We start from the raw sequence: 16767 nt of genomic DNA on the forward strand, positions 1-16767 counted from the left end.
TCTGGAGGCAAGCAACATATGAAGTACAAAATGCGCATTCTTCACTATTCCAAATCCGGTAATGCCGGTAGCCTGGCTCAGGCTATCACCGAGGACCAGAAGGCCAAATGTGACAAGATTCCGCCCGCTTATCCGTGTGAAAATGAGAAGCTGGTCATCATCGGCGTGGACGCGGATAAGAAATCGCCGGAAAAGCCGCTGGCGGACTTCTGCGCAACCCTGACGCCGGCCCGTGCGAAGAATGTCGCGTTCTTTGCCATCGGTGGTTCCTGCAACGAAATGATCGAAGAGCTCAAGAATATTGTCAAGGCCACCGGCACCAACGTGCTGGAGGAAGCCTTTACGGTGCAGGCAAAGAGCTCTCTGTTCAAAAAGGCGAAGCTCAGCGATGAAGATTTGAAAGCGGGCGTTGCTTGGGCTTCGAAAACCGTCGATTCTCTTCTCGCCTAACGTAAAGACGAGCAAGCGGCAAACATAACTGCAAAAAAAGAAAAATCCCGTATTGGATGACTCCATACGGGATTTTTGCATGCAAAAAGGAATCAGCCGCGGTTACCGGCCAAGTTCAAAAGACTTACAGTCGGTGCACTGATCCATGGTGGGGTGCTGTTCATGGGTGCCGACGAGAATGCGCTCGAGGGAGCAGTAATTCTCGTTGGAGCAGTGATGCTTGCACTGCTGAACGGTGCATTGGATGCAATGGTTCGCATGACATTTTTCCATGGTTTTTTACCTCCTTTTTTGGGTTCCTCTTTATTCTGTCCTGGGCGCAAAGGTTTATGAGAGGGGAAAACTGTTTTTTAAAAACAGGCAAAGAAAACATGCAAATTTTTCTTTTTTCGCGCGCTTTCGGGTACAGATGCAGTATAATGAAGAAAAACCGGTTCGGGAGGCGCTTTTTATGAGGGAATATGAAGAAATTCTTTCGAGGCAGCGGGCCTATTTTTGTGAGGGACATACCCGCTTCCTTTCGTTTCGCCTGCGGCAGCTTTCCCTGTTGCAGAACGCGCTGCACGCCTGTGAACCAGCGCTTTTGGAGGCATTGCAGGCGGACTTGGGCAAAGCGCCATTTGAAGGGTATGAAACCGAGCTGGGCCTTCTTCTAGAGGAGCTTCGGTTTGCGAAAAAGAACCTGGCCTCCTGGATGAAACCCGTGCGGGTAAGAACCTCCCTGCTGCACGCCCCGTCCAAAAGCGTCATTGTAAAAGAGCCGCTGGGCGTGGTGCTGATCCTTTCCCCGTGGAACTATCCGCTGCAGCTGACCATCGCGCCGCTGATTGCGGCGCTGGCGGCGGGAAACTGCGCGGTGGTCAAGCCCTCAAGGTATGCGCCTAAGACCGCCGCGGTGATCGAGAAAATGCTCGCGTCCTGTTTCCCTCCTGAGCTCGTCTGCGTGGTGCAGGGAGGCCGGGAGGAAAACGAGGCGCTGTTATCGCTGCGGTTTGACCATATCTTTTTTACCGGCAGCCCAAAGGTGGGGCGGGTGGTCATGCGGGCGGCGGCGGAGCATCTGACCCCGGTGACCCTGGAGATGGGCGGCAAAAGCCCCTGCCTGCTCGACGAAACGGCCGACCTTGCCGTTGCCGCCCGGCGCATCGCCTGGGGCAAAAGCCTCAACGCGGGGCAGACCTGCGTAGCGCCCGACTATCTGCTTGTGCCCGCCGCAATGGTGGGAGCCTTCGCCAAAGCTTTCCGCAAAGCGGTCCGGCGTTTTTATGGGGACGACCCGGTTCACAACCCCGAATATCCCCGCATCATCACCGACCGGCATTTCGAGCGCCTTTCTGGCTTGATGGAAAACGGCAGGGTGCTGCACGGCGGCCGTGGGGACGCAGTCCTTCGCAAAATTGAGCCGACCCTTTTGACCGGCGTCACGCTGGAAAGCCCGGTGATGAGAGAAGAAATCTTCGGCCCTTTGCTTCCCGTCTTACCATATGCGTCGGTGGAAGAGGCGTTTGGCATCATCGCCCGCTTGGAAAAGCCGTTGGCGTTTTACCTGTTTACCAAAGATAAGGCCCTGGCCAAACGGGCGCTGCGAGAGGTTCCATTCGGAGGCGGCTGCATCAACGACACGGTCATTCACCTATCCAATCCCCGGCTGCCCTTTGGAGGCGTAGGGGAGAGCGGCATGGGCGCTTACCACGGCAAAAAAGGGTTCGACACTCTGACCCATGAAAAAAGCGTGCTGATTCATTCGGCAAAGCTGGATATTCCCTTCCGCTACCCGCCTTACAAGGACAAGCTTGGGATGCTCAAAAAGCTCATGAAATAAATTGTTTGCAGGGAAGCGGGTAAAGAACACGTCCAGAAGGAATGGATTTACAGAAAGACGCGTAAAATTGGAAAAACGGGATGATACCGGGCGGGTTTTGTGGTATAATCGCGAAGAACCGGATTGGAGCCGGCGGCTGTTTGACAGATTGGGCCGCCGCATTTGCGCAGTTTTCCACTGCGCAAAGTAAAATTTAACGAGGTGACGAGTTTGGATTTTTTTGAATTGCTCAAGGCGGTCTTTTTCGGCATCATTCAGGGCATTACCGAATGGCTGCCCATCAGCAGCACCGGCCATATGATTTTGGCGGATGAGTTCATGCAGCTCAAAGAGGTAACGCCCGGATTTATCAACACCTTCCTGGTGGTCATCCAGTTTGGATCGATTCTGGCGGTCATCGTCATGTTTTTCCACAAGCTGAATCCTTTTTCGCCCAAGAAGAGCTTGGTGCAGAAAAAGGAGACCTTCTCTCTGTGGGGCAAGGTGCTTGTGGCGGTGGTCCCGGCGGCCATCATCGGCTTTCTGTTTGAGGACCAGATTCACGAGTGGCTTTATAACCCCACCGTCATTGCTATTGCTCTGATTGTGTACGGCGTGCTCTTCATTGTGCTGGAGCTCAATAAGAAGAAGGCGCGGGTGGAGAACTTTTCCCAGCTGACTTATCAGATGGCCCTATTCATCGGCGTGTTTCAGGTGCTGGCTTTGATTCCGGGAACCTCCCGGTCGGGCGCTACCATTCTGGGCGCCATTATTCTGGGTACCTCCCGCTATGTGGCGGCGGAGTTCTCCTTTTTCCTGGCCATCCCTACCATGCTGGGCGCCAGCGGGTACGAATTGTTAAAGTCTGGCCTTTCCTATACCGGCAGCGAGTGGGCGGTCATGATTGTAGGTACGGTGGTGTCCTTCGTCGTCTCGGTGTTCGCCATCAAGTTCTTGATGAACTTTATCAAGAAGCACGACTTTAAGGCGTTCGGGTATTACCGCATCGTGCTCGGTATTGCGGTGCTGCTCTATTTTGCTTTCCACTAAAAAGGGGAAGCGCTGCGCCCGGCTGTATTCAGATGGATACAGCCGGGCGTTTTTTGTTTGCCATCGGCTGCGGCAACCGGTATAATAAATCCAAACGATGAATCGAGGAGAAACGATGAAGGTACTGCTGTGCGCCATCCATTCCAAATACATCCACTCCGCCTTGGCGCCCTGGTGCCTGGCGGCGGGAATCCGGGCATATGCAAAGGAACCCTTTGCGTATGAAATCGTGGAAGGAACCGTCAACCAACCGGACGAGGCGCTGATCAGCGCCCTGCTGCGCCCGGAGGCGGACGTGTTCGCCCTGAGCTGCTATATTTGGAACATTTCCTGCATCCGCCGTCTGCTTCCCGTTTTAAAGCGGGAGCGGCCGGGCTGTAAGGTGATTTTAGGCGGGCCGGAGGCATCCTTCTGCGCGGCGCGGCTGCTCAGCGAATGCCCGCAGGTGGACTATATCCTGGCCGGAGAAGGGGAGCGAACCCTTCCGGCCCTGCTGGACGGCCTATTTACTGGACGGGTTCCCGCTTCCCTCCCGGGCCTTGCCTTTCGGGATGGAGACCGAGTACAGGTGAACCCACCGCCCCAGGTGTGCGAAGAGCCGCCGTCCCCTTATTGCGAGGACTACTTTACCGCCCTGCGTGGACGCATCGCCTACCTGGAAACCTCCCGGGGCTGCCCCTTTTCCTGCGCATTCTGCCTGTCCGGAATTCATAAGGGCGTGCGCTTTTTCTCCTTAGAACGGGCCAAGCGGGAGCTTCTTTTGCTGGCGAACTCCGGTGCTCAAACCGTCAAGCTGGTGGACCGTACCTTTAATTGCAATCCCAAACGGGCTTACGACCTGTTTTCCTTCCTCATCGGGGAAGCGGGACGGTCCATCCCCAAGGGTGTGTGTTTTCACTTTGAGGTGGCGGCCGACCTGTTTGACGACGAAACCATCCGCCTGCTTTCCACGGCTCCGCCCGGTTTCTTCCAGATGGAAGCGGGGCTTCAGTCCTTCCAGGCGGATACGCTGGAAGAAGTGAACCGCAAAACGGACCTGGAGCGGCTTTGCCGCAATCTGAAGCGTCTCCTAGCTTTCGGGAACATGCACATCCACATCGACCTGATTGCCGGCCTTCCTTTTGAGGGTCTGCCCCGCTTTGCCGATTCCTTTAACAGGGCCTTTTCCCTGGGCCCGCATATGCTGCAGCTGGGTTTTCTAAAGCTGCTGCACGGCTCTGCTCTTCGGCAGGCGGCCCAGCGCTACGGATACCGATGGACGGATACCCCGCCCTACCAGGTGGAGGAAAACCGGTTTTTATCCAGGGCGGACCTTTCCCGCCTTCACCGGCTGGAGGATGCTTTGGAACGGCTTTATAACAGCGCTCGGTTTTCCTTTACGCTGAGGTATCTCTTCAAAGTCACCGGGCTTTCGCCTTTTTCTCTGTTTGACGCCTTTGCTTCCTTTGTGGAAGAAAAGGGCGGCGGGGCGAACGTCCCCCTCAGTACGTATACCGAATGGGTGTTCGCCTTCTTTTCCAAGCAGCCCGGCGTGGAGAAGGCCCGCCTGCGGGACCTTCTTACCTGTGATCGGCTTTGCTGTGAGAACACCGGACGCATTCCGGCTTGCCTTCGGAAAAAAGACAAGCGGCTCAAAGCGGTTGCCGCCAGGCTCAAAGCCTCCGGCCGGTACACAAACCAAAAAGGAGCGCCCTTCGGCATCGCCATTTTGTATACGGGCGGCGAACGGATTGCCGTGGCCGATTATCAGGAGAAAGATCCAGTTACCAGCCGCTATCCCATCCGATTTTCCCCCTTGCCCTTATTTTTGCCGGAGCATCCGGGAAATGCATAATTTCGCCAAGCGAAACCGATACTGAAAGGGAGAGAACGCGAGAAAATGACGGGGGCGGCAGGATGAATCTGGTTCTATACGGCGACCGGCAGCCGGAGCTTCGGGAAACGCTGGTGCGGGCTTTGGCCGCATACGGCGGCGTACAGTATTATGGGGGCGGCGGGCTTATGTGTGACCCGGCCGAGGGGCCGGTGGCCCATTATCTATACTGTGTCAAGGATCCGCTGCGGGTGGGAATGCCCAATACGGTTGTGGTCTTCGATTCCGACCGGGCGCAGGACATTCAGTACCTGCCCGAAGGGTGCCCGTGCATTGTGGACGCAGGGGATGCGGCGGCCTTGTCTTACTTAAAGTCCGTGGGTCACGCGGCTATCTGCTGCGGCACCTCGGCGAAGGATACGCTGTGCGTGTCCAGCATGGACTATGGCAACGCCGTGGTCAGCGTGCAGCGGGAGCTTCCGACCCTGACCCAAACCGTGGTAGAACCAGGAGATGTCCCGCTTCATTTGAAAAAGCCCTGTGAGCCGTTTTCCATGCTGGCCGCCAGCGCGGTCCTCCTTTTGTCCGGCCTGGCGGTAACGGACGGCATCGCGTTTTGAGGCGGACGGGTTCTCGAAACCCGCGCGGTATCCCGCCGTTTCGGCAACCGCTCTAAGATCCGGTTTTACAACCGGCCCTAAAAGAAGGCCCCCAAGCATTCGCTTGGGGGCCTTCTTTTGTCTGCCGTTACAGGTCGTAAATGTCCGACTGGGTCAAAATCGCAAAGCCGGCGTTTTTGAGCACCTCGATCGCCTTTTCGTTGTTCTCCACTCGGAGGATGACGTAAGCCGTGCCGCCGCTGCGGCTGACAAAGGCGTACAAATATTCAATGCTGATGTCCGCTTCGGAAAGAATCTTCACCGCCTGGGCGAATCCGCCGGGCTTATCGGTAATGCCGATGGCGATGACGTTCGTCAGGGAAACGGTCATCCCCTTGTCCCGCAGGGCTTTCACCGCCACGTCGGGATTGTTGACAATGATGCGCAGAATACCGAAATCGGTGGTGTCCGCCAAAGACAGGGCACGGATATCCACCTCATTTTCCGCTAAAATCTGGGTGATTTCCGCCAGACGGCCCTCTTTATTCTCCACAAAGATCGAAAGCTGCTTGATTTGCATGGAACACCCTCCTTAAAAATCTAGTTTCCGGTTGTCAATGACGTGCTTGGACTTGCCTTCGCTGCGGGCGATGGCCTTGGGTTCCACCAGCTTAATGTCGGCGGCGATACCCAGCTTGGAGAGCACCGCATTCTTGATGACCCGCTGGGTTTCCTCCAGCTTGCGCACCTGGTCGGAGAACATGGCGTCGGACATTTCCACCTGTATTTGCAGGGTGTCCAGGTTGTTGACCCGGTCCACCACCATCAGATAGTGAGGCGCGGTCAGGCCCAGCTCCATGAGCAGGTGTTCCACCTGGGACGGGAAGACGTTGACGCCGCGGATAATGAGCATGTCGTCGGTGCGGCCGGTGACCTTGGACATCTTGACCAGGGTGCGCCCGCAGGAGCATTTTGCCCGCGACAACGAGCAAATATCCCGGGTGCGGTACCGGATGAGAGGCAGCGCTTCTTTAAAAATACAGGTGAACACCAGCTCGCCCGTCGCACCCTCCGGCAGAACCTCGCCAGTATCTGGATCAATGATCTCGGGCAGGAACTGGTCCTCGTTGATGTGCATACCGCTCTGCTCCTGGCACTCGAAGGACACGCCCGGGCCCATGATTTCCGAAAGGCCGTAGATGTCATATGCCTTGATGTTCAAAAGCTTTTCGATTTCCCGGCGCATATGGTCGGTCCAGGGTTCCGCGCCGAAAATGCCCGCCCGCAGATGGGTGGACTTGGGATCCACCCCCATGTCCCGCATGGTTTCGCCGATGTACAAGGCGTAGGACGGGGTACAGGCAATGATGTTGGAGCCAAAGTCCTGAATAATCTGAATCTGGCGCTTGGTATTGCCGGAGGAAACCGGGATGACGGTGGCGCCCAAAGCTTCGCCGCCCGCGTGCAGCCCTAGGCCGCCGGTAAAGAGGCCATAGCCGTAAGAGACATGGATGTAGTCCTCCTTGGTGCCGCCTGCCGCCACGATGGCGCGTGCCGCATCCGTACCCCAGGCCTCCAGGTCCCGCTTGGTGTATCCTACCACCGTCTGCTTGCCGGTGGTGCCGGAGGAAGCATGAATACGGGCAAGCTCCGACTTGGGCGCGGCAAACAGGCCGTAGGGGAAGGTGTCCCGCAGGTCCTGCTTGGTGGTGAAGGGAAGACGGGAAAGATCGTCGAGGGACTTGACGTCGCTGGGCTTGATGCCCATTTCATCAAACTTTTTGCGGTAGAAGGGGACGTTGTTGTAGACCCGGTAAACGGTGTCGATCAAACGGAAGGTCTGCAGTGCACGCATCTGCTCCAGAGAATAGGTTTCTTCTTTGCTGAAATAGCGGTTTTCCATCGGATTCACATCCCTTATTCTTACATTTTATATCCCAATTCGAAGGCCGCCAGGTTCATGTCGATGAACTTGGGCGGGACCGTCGTCTTGATGGTCTCGATCCAGTGGTCCTTATCCACATCCATGTACCGAGCCAGCACTCCCATCAGCACTACGTTGACCGCTTTGGAGGAACCGGCCTCCTCGGCTAAGGGCAGCGCGTCGATAGCGGTCACGTCCACGCCGGACTCCTGCAGCTTTTCCACCAGGTCCTCCGGGTAAGACGCCGCGCCCGTGATCACCGGCATAGGGTCGATGCACTGGGTGTTGACCACCAGCTTGCCGCCCTTTTTCAGAAACGGAAGCCACCGGGCCGCTTCCAGCTGCTCAAAGGCCAGGATATAGTCAGCCTCGCCCTTTTCGATGACCGGGGAATGCACCTCATCCCCGTAGCGCACATAGGTCACCACCGAGCCGCCCCGCTGGCTCATGCCGTGAACTTCCGAAACCTTCACGTCCAGACCCTTGGAAAGCATGGCGTTCCCAAGCAGGCGGCTTGCCAGCAGCGTACCCTGGCCGCCGACGCCGACGATCATTACACTTGTCACACTCATTTGTCTGCCTCCCCGCCCACAATGGCGCCGAATTTACACAGGTCCTCGCACAGGCCGCAGCCCACGCACTGGGTATGGTCGATAACCGCCTTGCCCTCCCTCATGGAGATAGCCGGACAGCCGATGCGCAGGCAAGCCTTGCAGCTTCTGCACTTCTCCCGGTCCACTTTCAAAGAGGGCTTATGCTTGACGTATTTGAGCAGCGCGCAGGGGCGCCGGGCAATGATGACCGACGGCTCCTCCACCGCCAGCTCCTCCTTGAGGGCCTTCTGGGTTTCTTTGAGATCATAGGGGTCCACCACCCGTACCCGGTGGATGCCCACGGCCTGCACCAGCTTTTCCAGGCTGACCGCCGCCGTGGGGTCGCCCTTGATGGTGTAGCCGGTGGTGGGATTTTGCTGATGGCCGGTCATGCCGGTGATGGAATTATCCAGGATCACGATGGTGGAAATGCCCTTGTTATAGGCAATGTCGATCAAACTGGTGATGCCGGAATGGATGAAGGTGGAGTCGCCGATGACGGCCACCGCCTTTTTCGCCTGTTCGGCGCCCCTAGCGGTATTAAACCCATGCAGACCGGAAACCGACGCGCCCATGCACACGCAGGTATCAATGGCGGAGAGAGGGGGCTGGGAGCCTAAGGTGTAGCAGCCGATGTCGCCGCTGACGAACACGTTCTCCCGCTTTAAGGCATAGAAAAGACCACGGTGGGGACAGCCGCAGCACATAACGGGCGGACGCACCGGAATCTCATCTTTGAGTGAGAGCGTCTGTTTCTCTTCGCCCAAAATTTTCTCTGCCACAATCGCCTGGGACAGTTCGCCCGTCAAGGGGAACAACTCCTTGCCGATGACCGAGATGCCGAACTTGCGGCAGTGGGTTTCTATGATGTCGTCAAGCTCCTCGACCACATAAACCTTGTCGCACTTGGCGGCAAAGTCCTCAATGAGCTTGACCGGCAGGGGATTGACCATCCCGAGTTTTAAGTAAGAGGCGTTTTCTCCCAGCGCTTCCTTGGCGTACTGGTAAGAGGCGCCCGAAGCGATGATGCCGATGGACGTATCATAATATTCTGTGCGGTTTAAATCGCAGAATTCTGCAAACTCTGCAAGAGCCTTCATCCGCTTTTCCACAAACACATGGCGTCCCCGTGCCATAGCGGGCATCATCACGTTTTTCGCCGGGTTTTTCACGTATTCCTTCAGCGGCGGCTCCACCCGGTCGGTGGTTTCCACCAGGCTGCGGGAATGGGAAATGCGGGTGCATAGCCGGATGAAAAACGGTGTGTCGTATTCCTCCGACAACTCGAAGGCACGCTTGGTAAAGGCAAGACATTCCGCCGAGTCAGCCGGTTCCAGCATGGGGATTTTCGACGCGATGGCGTGGTGGCGGGAATCCTGCTCGTTCTGAGAGGAGTGCATGCCCGGATCGTCCGCCACGGCAATGACCAGGCCGCCGTTAACGCCGGTGTAGGACGCGGTGTAAAGAGGGTCGGCCGCCACGTTGAGCCCCACGTGCTTCATGGCCGAGAAGGCGCGGGCGCCGCCCATGGACGCGCCGATAGCCACCTCGCAGGCAACCTTTTCGTTGGGCGCCCACTCGGAGTACATCTCATCGTAGGTGGCGGCGTATTCGGTGATTTCGGTGCTGGGGGTGCCGGGATAGCTGGAAATGACGCGGCATCCGGCCTCGTAAAGGCCGCGGGCAACCGCTTCATTTCCCAGAAATAGCTTTTTCAAAGATAGAACCTCCAAATCTATGGTGTTGAGTTGTTATTGGTTGCTGTCGACCTGGCGTAAATCCAAAATGCGCTTAGCCTTGCCCTGGAACCGTTCCAGGGTTTTCGGCTCCACAAGGCTGATTTTGGTTTCAATGCCCAGGACGCTCTTGAGCTTGTCATGAATCTTGCGCTGGAGCCGTTCAAGCTCGCTGTAGCGGTCGAGCACCTCGCCGCTGATAAGCTCCACTTTTACTTCCAGGGTGTCCGCAAAGCCTTCCCTGCGCACCACCAGCTGGTAGTGGGGGCCGATGTGGTCCATCCCTACCAGAACGCTTTCAATCTGGGTGGGGAAGACGTTGACGCCGCGGATTTTGAGCATGTCGTCGGTGCGCCCGGTAACCTTGTCCATGCGGGCGCTGGTGCGGCCGCATGCGCAGGGCTCGTAGTTGAGGCGGGAAATATCCTTGGTGCGGTAACGCAGCATGGGGATGCCTTCCTTGGTCAGAGTGGTCATCACCAGCTCGCCCGACTCGCCTGCATCCTTGTTTTCCAGCGTAACCGGGTCGATGATTTCCGGCAGGTAATGGTCCTCGGCAATGTGCAGCCCACAGCGCTTGATGCACTCGCCGGACACGCCCGGGCCCATAATCTCGGAAAGGCCGTAGTTGTCGGTAGCGAAGAGGCCCCACACCTTCTCAATCTGCGCGCGCATCTCGGGGGTACAGCCCTCCGACCCGAACAGACCGATGCGCACCTTATAGTCGCTCATGGGATAGCCGCTTTCCTTGGCCGATTCGCCCATATATAGGGCATAGGACGGGGTGGCCACCAAGCCGGTCACCTTCATGTCCCTAAGAAGCATCAGCTGCTTTTCGGTATTGCCGGAAGAGGCGGGGATGACCGTACAGCCGATGCGTTCCAGGCCGTAATGCAGCCCGAGTGCGCCGGTAAAGAGGCCATAGCCGAAGGAAATCTGGAAAATGTCCTCGTCGGTGACACCCACGGCCACCGCGATGCGGGCCACCTGGTCGGCCCAGTTGTTCAAATCGTTTCTGGTATAGCCGACGATGGTGGGTTTGCCGGTGGTACCCGAGGAAGCATGCACCCGCACGATCTTTTTCATGTCCGCGCCGAACAGCCCTGTGGGATAATTGTCCCGAATGTCCGCCTTTGTAGTGAACGGTATGTACGTAACGTCCGATAGGGACTTGATCTTCTCCGCCGTGACGCCCGCTTCCCCCAGCCGCTTCGCGTAAAACGGAACGTTGCGGATGGAGTAATCCACAATCCATTTCAGCCGCTCCAGCTGCAGCGCTTCCAGCTCCCTGCGGGGCATGGTTTCGATTTCCTTTTGCCAGAACATGACAGCACCTCTTCGTAAATGGTTTGAAAATGAATGCACTTTCTACAATATCTACTATTTTGCCACAAAAAGCGCTAAAGTTCAATAAAGAATTTGCAGCAAGATGCAAATGGCCTGATATTCCAGACAGGAAGATGGGGTGTTCGGCCAGTCTCGGAAGAAAAAAGCGAATTTGTCCGGGTTTCGCATTGCCATTGTCTATTATTTCCGCTATACTAATAAAATTACCGTTTACGATACAGGAGAGAGAATATGAAGCGCAAATGGAACATGACCGATCCCAAAGTTGTCTTTTTGCTGGCGATGCTGTGCTGCTTTCTGTGGGGAAGCGCCACCCCCGCCATTAAAATCGGCTACCAGATGTTTCACATTGAAAATTCAGATACCACCAGTATCATTCTGTTCGCGGGAATTCGGTTTTTCCTGGCGGGAATGCTGGTAATTTTGTTTCAAAGCGTGATGCAAAGGCGGTTCTTAAAACCGCAGATCAAGGCGATTCCCGCGATCTTTTCCCTGTCTCTGGCACAGACCGCGGTGCAGTACCTGTTCTTTTACATCGGCCTTGCCCACACCAGCGGCGTCCACGGCACCATCATTTCGGGAACAGGAGGTTTTTTCTCCATCCTTATGGCGAGCCTTTTGTTCCGGTACGAAAAGCTCACGGGAGCGAAAATTTTCGGCTGCGTCATCGGCTTTGCCGGAATTGTGGTGATGAACTTGTCGGGCTCGAGCAGTGAGGGCTTTTTCCAGGTTTCCCTGTTGGGAGAAGGCTTTGTTCTGTTTTCCCAGCTTTCCTATGCCTTGTCCGGCATCCTGGTCAAGCGCTTTTCCTCTAAGTTCGACGTGGTGATGCTCAGCGGCTGGCAGTTCGTGCTGGGCGGAATTATTATGATGGCGGTGGGCTTTGCCTGCGGAGGCCGGGTGGATTTGGTTTCCGATCCTTCCGCCTACCTGCTGCTGCTTTACATGGCGCTGATTTCGGCGGTGGCCTACTCGGTGTGGGGCATCCTTCTCAAATACAATCCCGTCAGCCGTGTGACCATCTTCACCTTCCTGACGCCCTTGTTCGGCGTGCTCCTTTCCGCCATCTTCCTGGGAGAGGCCCAGCAGGCTCTCTCGTTCAAAACCCTGATTGCCCTGGTTTTCGTCTGCGTCGGCATTTATGCTGTCAACCGCAACGCGGGCAAAAAAGAGTCGGCGCTCAAATAAGTAGGACGGGGAACGCTATGTCGCCTACCCCGGTCGCTCCCTGCATAGGAGCGCGGATGGAAATCATCTATACGGCACCTCTCTTTCCGGATTGCCGGGTCACGCAAAGCGTGCGGGTTGAAATAGCATTTCGGCGGTCTGTATGTCGGCGACCTGTTTTACACGCTTCTTTTGAAGCGTGTAAAAAGCCCGCCGCTCGCACCGCTTTGGCACATGCGTTTGTCCTGCTGATTGCAGAGCCTGTGGATGAAAACGCTGCGCTTGTAACGAAAGCGCGCGGATTGAAATGTGGACTTTTTTGCAAGGAGGGACTTTTGTGTTTCGTGCGGATCTTCATATTCACACGACCATGTCGGACGGCAGCATGACCGCCCCTGAAATTGCCGCGCGTGCGGCAAAGCTGGGACTGACTCACATCGCCTTCACCGACCATGATACCACCGAAGGAGCAAAAGAGGCGGTTTTGAGCGCCCGGGAGCAAGGGCTTCATGCGGTGCCAGCGGTGGAGATTTCCGCCTTTCTCCCTTCGCTTGGGACCAAGGCCCACATTCTTGGCTATGGGTACCGGCACAACGCCCACATTGAAGCGTTGTCCGCCCCGACCCGGCAAAGGCGCCACCAGAACAGCCTTTGGCAGATCGGGGTGCTGCAGCAGCTGGGCTACACCATTTCCGAGGAGCTGGTGCGTCCATTTTCCCACGGGGTTCTTTATAAGCAGCATATCATGGATTATCTTGTGAAAACCGGGCAGGCGGACGACTTATTCGGGGAAACCTTCCGCCGCCTGTTTGGAAAAGGCGGACCCTGTTATTCCACCATCGAGTATGTCAACGCGCTCGACGCGGTACAGGCGATTACAGCCGACGGGGGCCGGGCGGTGCTCGCCCATCCGGGCCAGCAGCACAACCTATCTGCCGTGCCCATGCTGGTGGAGGCGGGCTTAGCCGGGATTGAACTGGATCACCGGTCCAACACGGCGGCGGACCGGGAAGAAATCCACACGCTCTGCCGGAAATACGGCTTGGTCAAAACCGGCGGGAGCGACTTTCACGGCCGCTACAGCCGTCCCGATTCGGAGCTTGGTGGGCACCTGGCGGACGATTCCAGCCAGGTTTTGTTCGAGACATAACCACCGGGTAAGCGGTGGTTTGCGTCAGTCATATAAAGGTATATTACCGGTCACCATCAAAGGTGGACCAAACCACATGATTTGCCCGATGGCCTGTAAACGGACGGATTTCCGTTCGAACGAAAGCTTTTCGTGCATGGCGATTTTACCGAAATAGCCGGTGGCTTTTCTAACCAATCAAAAGCAGGGGTCAGACATTTACGTCTGGCCCCTGCTTTTTAGCGAAGCGGTCCTCCGCTTTGCCGGCTCAGGTAAGCCTCGATCATAGCAATACGATCCTGCCGGTTTCGTCTTTTTTCTACCTCCAGCCGCAGCTTAACCGGCTCGCAAAACAGCTCGTACCCGTTCCAGCTTTCTTTCACATAGGGATGGCGGTCCTTGTCGTTTCTTTCGTCCGCCACCAGGTCGATTTGTTCCCCGTCAAGACACAGGCGGCCGAAATAACGGGTGGCCCAGCTGTCACCCAGATCCTGAAAAGGCTCTACGACCTCATCCATAAAAAGATCGCGCGTCTGGTAAAATTGATCGGAGCGCACAAAGATATCTAGGTCATGGGGAAGAAGGGGCATCCCCCGCACCGCCTCACAGCCGCTCCCGGTGAGATACCATTCGATCCCGTGGCTTTGGCAGACCCGGGCAAAATGGGTCAGCGCCAAAGCCCAGGATTCCCCTTGGTTTGTGAACATGTTTTCAGCCAGCCGGGGAAAATTGCGCAGAATCTGGCCACATTCCGGATACTGGCCGGCAAACCGCTTGACAAACCGGCCGTCTTCTTCCTGAAAGCAGGCTTCCCGGATCGTATTTTGAAGTCCTTCATCTTCGACGGCTTCCACGCATAACGTCAACCGATCGTCCTCGAGGAAGGCTTTTGCCACCATTGTTCTTTCCTCCTTGCTGTTTCTAGGGAAACAGAAAAGCCGCAAACGGCAGATTTCTGCTGTTTGCGGCTTATTCGTCCCTCGCCTTATTCGAAAATCTTCTCGATGGCGTCCACGATCTGCTGATAGTCCGCCTTGGTGATGAGAAGGGAAATGTCCGCTTCCGAAGTGGTAATCAGGCGGATGTCCGCCCCGACGCTGGCCGCCGCCTGGAACACCTTCGCCGCCACGCCCGATTCGATGCGCATGGCCTCGCCGTAAACGGAAATCTTTACGTTCGAACTGCTGACCACGGGCTTAATGTCGGGCGTCTGGGTGCGAAACTGGGAAATGAGCTTTAGAAGCCGGCCCAAATCCTCGTCGGACACGGTAAAGGACAACGCGGATTTCCCTCCAAGGGGCGCCGCCTGGGCAATCATATCCACATTGATCTTTTCCGCTGCGATGCGCTCGAAAATGGAGGCGGTGAACGCGAAATCGGTGGGATTGGTCTCCAAAGTAACCATAGTCACGTCTTCGGTAACCGAGATGTTCTGAATGATCTTCATCGCAATCGCTCCTTACTTGGAAGCCACTAAGTCTCCCATGTTGTAAAGCCCGGGCTGCTGCTCGGAGAGGAACAGCGCCGCATTGACCGAGCCGGTGGCGAAGATTTCTTTCGAAAGGGCGGTATGAGACAGGGTGACGATCTCGTCGCGGCCGGCGAAAATCACCTCATGCTCGCCCACAATGGTGCCGCCGCGGACCGAGTGAATGCCGATTTCCGCCTTTTCCCGCTTTTTGCGCTGGGAATGCCGGTCGTACACGTACCGGGGCTCCTGGGGCATGGTTTCACCCACCGCGTCGGCAAGCATCAGCGCCGTGCCGCTGGGCGCGTCGATCTTTTGGTTGTGGTGCTTTTCGATGATCTCCACATCAAAGCCGTCCCCCAGCACTGCGGTGGCTTTTTTGGCGAGCTCCAAAAGCAGGTTGATCCCCAAGGACATATTGCCCGAATAAAAGACCGGGATGTGCCCGCTCGCTCTTTTGACCTCCTCCACCTGCTCGGGAGAAAGGCCGGTGGTGGCGATGACCGCCGGTGTACCGTGTTCGACGGCGTAGGTCAGCAAAGGGGTCAGGGCGGAGGGGTGGGAGAAGTCAATGATGACGTTTACTTCGCCCGGATAGTCGGACGGGGAGGCGAACACAGGAAAGTCCGCTAGGGTGGCGGTGTTCACGTCCACCCCCGCCGCGATCCTGCAATCCTCCCGCTGGGCCACGCACTCGGTGATGACCCGGCCCATTTTTCCATTGCAGCCGTTAAGTAGAATCCGTTTCAATCTAGGTTCACGTCCTATCTGTTGCACTGTGGCGGTTAGATGAGCTGATACTGGCGCAGTACGCTTGCCAGCTTCTCGTGGGCAGCCTCGCTTAAAGGAACCAAAGGCAGGCGGCAGGAGCCGACGGCAAGACCCATCTGGTTCATGGCGTCCTTGACCGGGATGGGGCTTACGTCCATAAACAGGGCGCTTACCAGGTCAAAATAGCGAAGCTGCATTTGGGCGGCGGTCTTGAAATCGCCCTTTAAGCAGGCAGCAGCCATTTCGTGGGTTTCCTTGGGTAGGACGTTGGAGAGCACCGAGATGACGCCCTTTCCGCCCAAGCTCATCAGCGGCACGATCTGATCGTCATTGCCGGAATAAATGTCCAGGTCGTCCCCGCACAAGGCCATGGTGTGGGCCACGGAAGCAATGTTGCCGTTTGCCTCTTTGGCGGCCACAATGTTCGGGTGCTTGGAAAGCGCCTGGTAGGTTTCCGGAAGGATGTTCACCCCCGTGCGGGAGGGAACGTTATACAGGATGATCGGAGTGTTCACCCGATCGGCCACATAGGTGTAATGTTCAATCAGGCCCCGCTGGGAGGTCTTGTTGTAATAAGGAGTGACCATCAAAAGAGCGTCCGCACCCGACACCTCCGCTTCCTTGGAAAGCTCTAAGGCATAATCGGTGTGGTTGCTGCCGGTCCCGGCGATGACCGGGACTCGGTGGTTTACCTTCTTGACGGTATAATCCACCACCTTGCAATGCTCCTCATGGTTGAGAACCGGGGATTCGCCAGTGGTCCCGGCGATGATGATGGCGTCAGTGCCTTCGCTGATCTGCCAGTCCAGCAGTTCGCCCAGCTTCTCATAATGGACCGAGCCGTCTTCCTGCATGGGGGTAACGATGGCGACGCCCGATCCGGTAAAAACAGTCTTCTTCATAGCAAAAGCCTCCTAAA

Annotated in this window: 17 protein-coding genes; 7 read left to right on the plus strand and 10 right to left on the minus strand. The window is 56.5% G+C overall.

Going from position 1 to position 16767, the window contains the following annotated elements; genetic code table 11:
• Window positions 1-18 precede the first annotated feature (18 nt).
• Complete coding sequence (locus WMO26_RS00690; RefSeq protein ID WP_349217613.1) at window positions 19-450, plus strand: flavodoxin family protein; 432 nt, start codon at window positions 19-21, stop codon at window positions 448-450.
• A gap of 102 nt (window positions 451-552) precedes the next feature.
• On the opposite strand, the gene WMO26_RS00695 is transcribed toward WMO26_RS00690, so the two are convergent.
• Complete coding sequence (locus WMO26_RS00695; RefSeq protein WP_349217614.1) at window positions 553-723, minus strand: DUF1540 domain-containing protein; 171 nt, start codon at window positions 721-723, stop codon at window positions 553-555.
• Between the two features lie 178 nt (window positions 724-901).
• Here WMO26_RS00695 and WMO26_RS00700 point away from each other — a divergent pair, with 178 nt between their 5' ends.
• The 4 genes from WMO26_RS00700 to WMO26_RS00715 all read left to right on the plus strand — a co-directional run bounded on the left by WMO26_RS00700 (window position 902) and on the right by WMO26_RS00715 (window position 5734).
• Window positions 902-2272: an aldehyde dehydrogenase gene (locus WMO26_RS00700; RefSeq protein ID WP_349217615.1), complete on the plus strand. Its 1371-nt coding sequence runs from the start codon at window positions 902-904 to the stop codon at window positions 2270-2272.
• Window positions 2273-2482: 210 nt separating this feature from the next.
• A complete protein-coding gene (locus WMO26_RS00705) occupies window positions 2483-3301 on the plus strand; it encodes an undecaprenyl-diphosphate phosphatase (RefSeq protein WP_349217616.1) in 819 nt (272 codons plus the stop codon).
• 115 nt (window positions 3302-3416) lie between these two features.
• Window positions 3417-5135, plus strand: coding sequence for a B12-binding domain-containing radical SAM protein (locus WMO26_RS00710; RefSeq protein ID WP_349217617.1), 1719 nt, complete (start codon window positions 3417-3419; stop codon window positions 5133-5135).
• A 62-nt stretch (window positions 5136-5197) separates the two neighbouring features.
• On the plus strand, window positions 5198-5734 hold the full coding sequence (locus tag WMO26_RS00715) for a hypothetical protein (protein ID WP_349217618.1): 537 nt from the start codon (window positions 5198-5200) through the stop codon (window positions 5732-5734).
• 127 nt (window positions 5735-5861) lie between these two features.
• Here WMO26_RS00715 and WMO26_RS00720 read toward each other — a convergent pair whose 3' ends face one another.
• The 5 genes from WMO26_RS00720 to WMO26_RS00740 are packed head-to-tail and all read right to left on the minus strand — an operon-like array spanning window position 5862 to window position 11292.
• The gene (locus WMO26_RS00720) at window positions 5862-6293 is read right to left on the minus strand and encodes an ACT domain-containing protein (RefSeq protein ID WP_349217619.1); all 432 of its coding nucleotides are present in this window, start codon (window positions 6291-6293) and stop codon (window positions 5862-5864) included.
• Between the two features lie 12 nt (window positions 6294-6305).
• Window positions 6306-7616: a phenylacetate--CoA ligase family protein gene (locus tag WMO26_RS00725; RefSeq protein ID WP_349217620.1), complete on the minus strand. Its 1311-nt coding sequence runs from the start codon at window positions 7614-7616 to the stop codon at window positions 6306-6308.
• Window positions 7617-7636: 20 nt separating this feature from the next.
• A complete protein-coding gene (locus tag WMO26_RS00730) occupies window positions 7637-8209 on the minus strand; it encodes an indolepyruvate oxidoreductase subunit beta (RefSeq protein ID WP_349217621.1) in 573 nt (190 codons plus the stop codon).
• The gene (gene iorA, locus WMO26_RS00735) at window positions 8206-9948 is read right to left on the minus strand and encodes an indolepyruvate ferredoxin oxidoreductase subunit alpha (RefSeq protein WP_349217622.1); all 1743 of its coding nucleotides are present in this window, start codon (window positions 9946-9948) and stop codon (window positions 8206-8208) included. Before iorA ends, WMO26_RS00730 begins: the two co-directional genes overlap by 4 nt.
• Before the next feature lie 33 nt (window positions 9949-9981).
• Complete coding sequence (locus WMO26_RS00740; protein ID WP_349217623.1) at window positions 9982-11292, minus strand: phenylacetate--CoA ligase family protein; 1311 nt, start codon at window positions 11290-11292, stop codon at window positions 9982-9984.
• A 252-nt stretch (window positions 11293-11544) separates the two neighbouring features.
• Between WMO26_RS00740 and WMO26_RS00745 the strand changes: the two genes are divergently transcribed.
• Together WMO26_RS00745 and WMO26_RS00750 are read left to right on the plus strand one after the other, a co-directional pair.
• Complete coding sequence (locus tag WMO26_RS00745) at window positions 11545-12501, plus strand: DMT family transporter (protein ID WP_349217624.1); 957 nt, start codon at window positions 11545-11547, stop codon at window positions 12499-12501.
• 316 nt (window positions 12502-12817) lie between these two features.
• Window positions 12818-13630, plus strand: coding sequence for a PHP domain-containing protein (locus WMO26_RS00750; RefSeq protein WP_349217625.1), 813 nt, complete (start codon window positions 12818-12820; stop codon window positions 13628-13630).
• 218 nt (window positions 13631-13848) lie between these two features.
• Here WMO26_RS00750 and WMO26_RS00755 read toward each other — a convergent pair whose 3' ends face one another.
• The 4 genes from WMO26_RS00755 to dapA all read right to left on the minus strand — a co-directional run bounded on the left by WMO26_RS00755 (window position 13849) and on the right by dapA (window position 16750).
• A complete protein-coding gene (locus tag WMO26_RS00755; protein WP_349217626.1) occupies window positions 13849-14508 on the minus strand; it encodes a nucleotidyltransferase family protein in 660 nt (219 codons plus the stop codon).
• An 86-nt stretch (window positions 14509-14594) separates the two neighbouring features.
• Complete coding sequence (locus tag WMO26_RS00760; protein WP_349217627.1) at window positions 14595-15056, minus strand: ACT domain-containing protein; 462 nt, start codon at window positions 15054-15056, stop codon at window positions 14595-14597.
• A gap of 12 nt (window positions 15057-15068) precedes the next feature.
• A complete protein-coding gene (gene dapB, locus WMO26_RS00765) occupies window positions 15069-15827 on the minus strand; it encodes a 4-hydroxy-tetrahydrodipicolinate reductase (protein WP_349217628.1) in 759 nt (252 codons plus the stop codon).
• A gap of 35 nt (window positions 15828-15862) precedes the next feature.
• Window positions 15863-16750, minus strand: a complete 888-nt coding sequence (gene dapA, locus WMO26_RS00770; RefSeq protein ID WP_349217629.1) for a 4-hydroxy-tetrahydrodipicolinate synthase — start codon at window positions 16748-16750, stop codon at window positions 15863-15865.
• Window positions 16751-16767: the final 17 nt, after the last annotated feature.

Origin of the sequence: Solibaculum intestinale (assembly GCF_040096205.1) — a bacterium.
Lineage (GTDB): Bacteria > Bacillota > Clostridia > Oscillospirales > Acutalibacteraceae > Solibaculum_A > Solibaculum_A intestinale.

Coding starts and splice junctions, on each gene's coding strand:
- WMO26_RS00690 (WP_349217613.1), top strand. CDS start 19: ATGAAGTACAAAATGCGCATTCTTCACTATTCCAAATCCGGTAATGCC.
- WMO26_RS00695 (WP_349217614.1), bottom strand. CDS start 723: ATGGAAAAATGTCATGCGAACCATTGCATCCAATGCACCGTTCAGCAG.
- WMO26_RS00700 (WP_349217615.1), top strand. CDS start 902: ATGAGGGAATATGAAGAAATTCTTTCGAGGCAGCGGGCCTATTTTTGT.
- WMO26_RS00710 (WP_349217617.1), top strand. CDS start 3,417: ATGAAGGTACTGCTGTGCGCCATCCATTCCAAATACATCCACTCCGCC.
- WMO26_RS00715 (WP_349217618.1), top strand. CDS start 5,198: ATGAATCTGGTTCTATACGGCGACCGGCAGCCGGAGCTTCGGGAAACG.
- WMO26_RS00720 (WP_349217619.1), bottom strand. CDS start 6,293: ATGCAAATCAAGCAGCTTTCGATCTTTGTGGAGAATAAAGAGGGCCGT.
- WMO26_RS00725 (WP_349217620.1), bottom strand. CDS start 7,616: ATGGAAAACCGCTATTTCAGCAAAGAAGAAACCTATTCTCTGGAGCAG.
- WMO26_RS00730 (WP_349217621.1), bottom strand. CDS start 8,209: ATGAGTGTGACAAGTGTAATGATCGTCGGCGTCGGCGGCCAGGGTACG.
- WMO26_RS00740 (WP_349217623.1), bottom strand. CDS start 11,292: ATGTTCTGGCAAAAGGAAATCGAAACCATGCCCCGCAGGGAGCTGGAA.
- WMO26_RS00745 (WP_349217624.1), top strand. CDS start 11,545: ATGAAGCGCAAATGGAACATGACCGATCCCAAAGTTGTCTTTTTGCTG.
- WMO26_RS00755 (WP_349217626.1), bottom strand. CDS start 14,508: ATGGTGGCAAAAGCCTTCCTCGAGGACGATCGGTTGACGTTATGCGTG.
- WMO26_RS00760 (WP_349217627.1), bottom strand. CDS start 15,056: ATGAAGATCATTCAGAACATCTCGGTTACCGAAGACGTGACTATGGTT.
- dapA (WP_349217629.1), bottom strand. CDS start 16,750: ATGAAGAAGACTGTTTTTACCGGATCGGGCGTCGCCATCGTTACCCCC.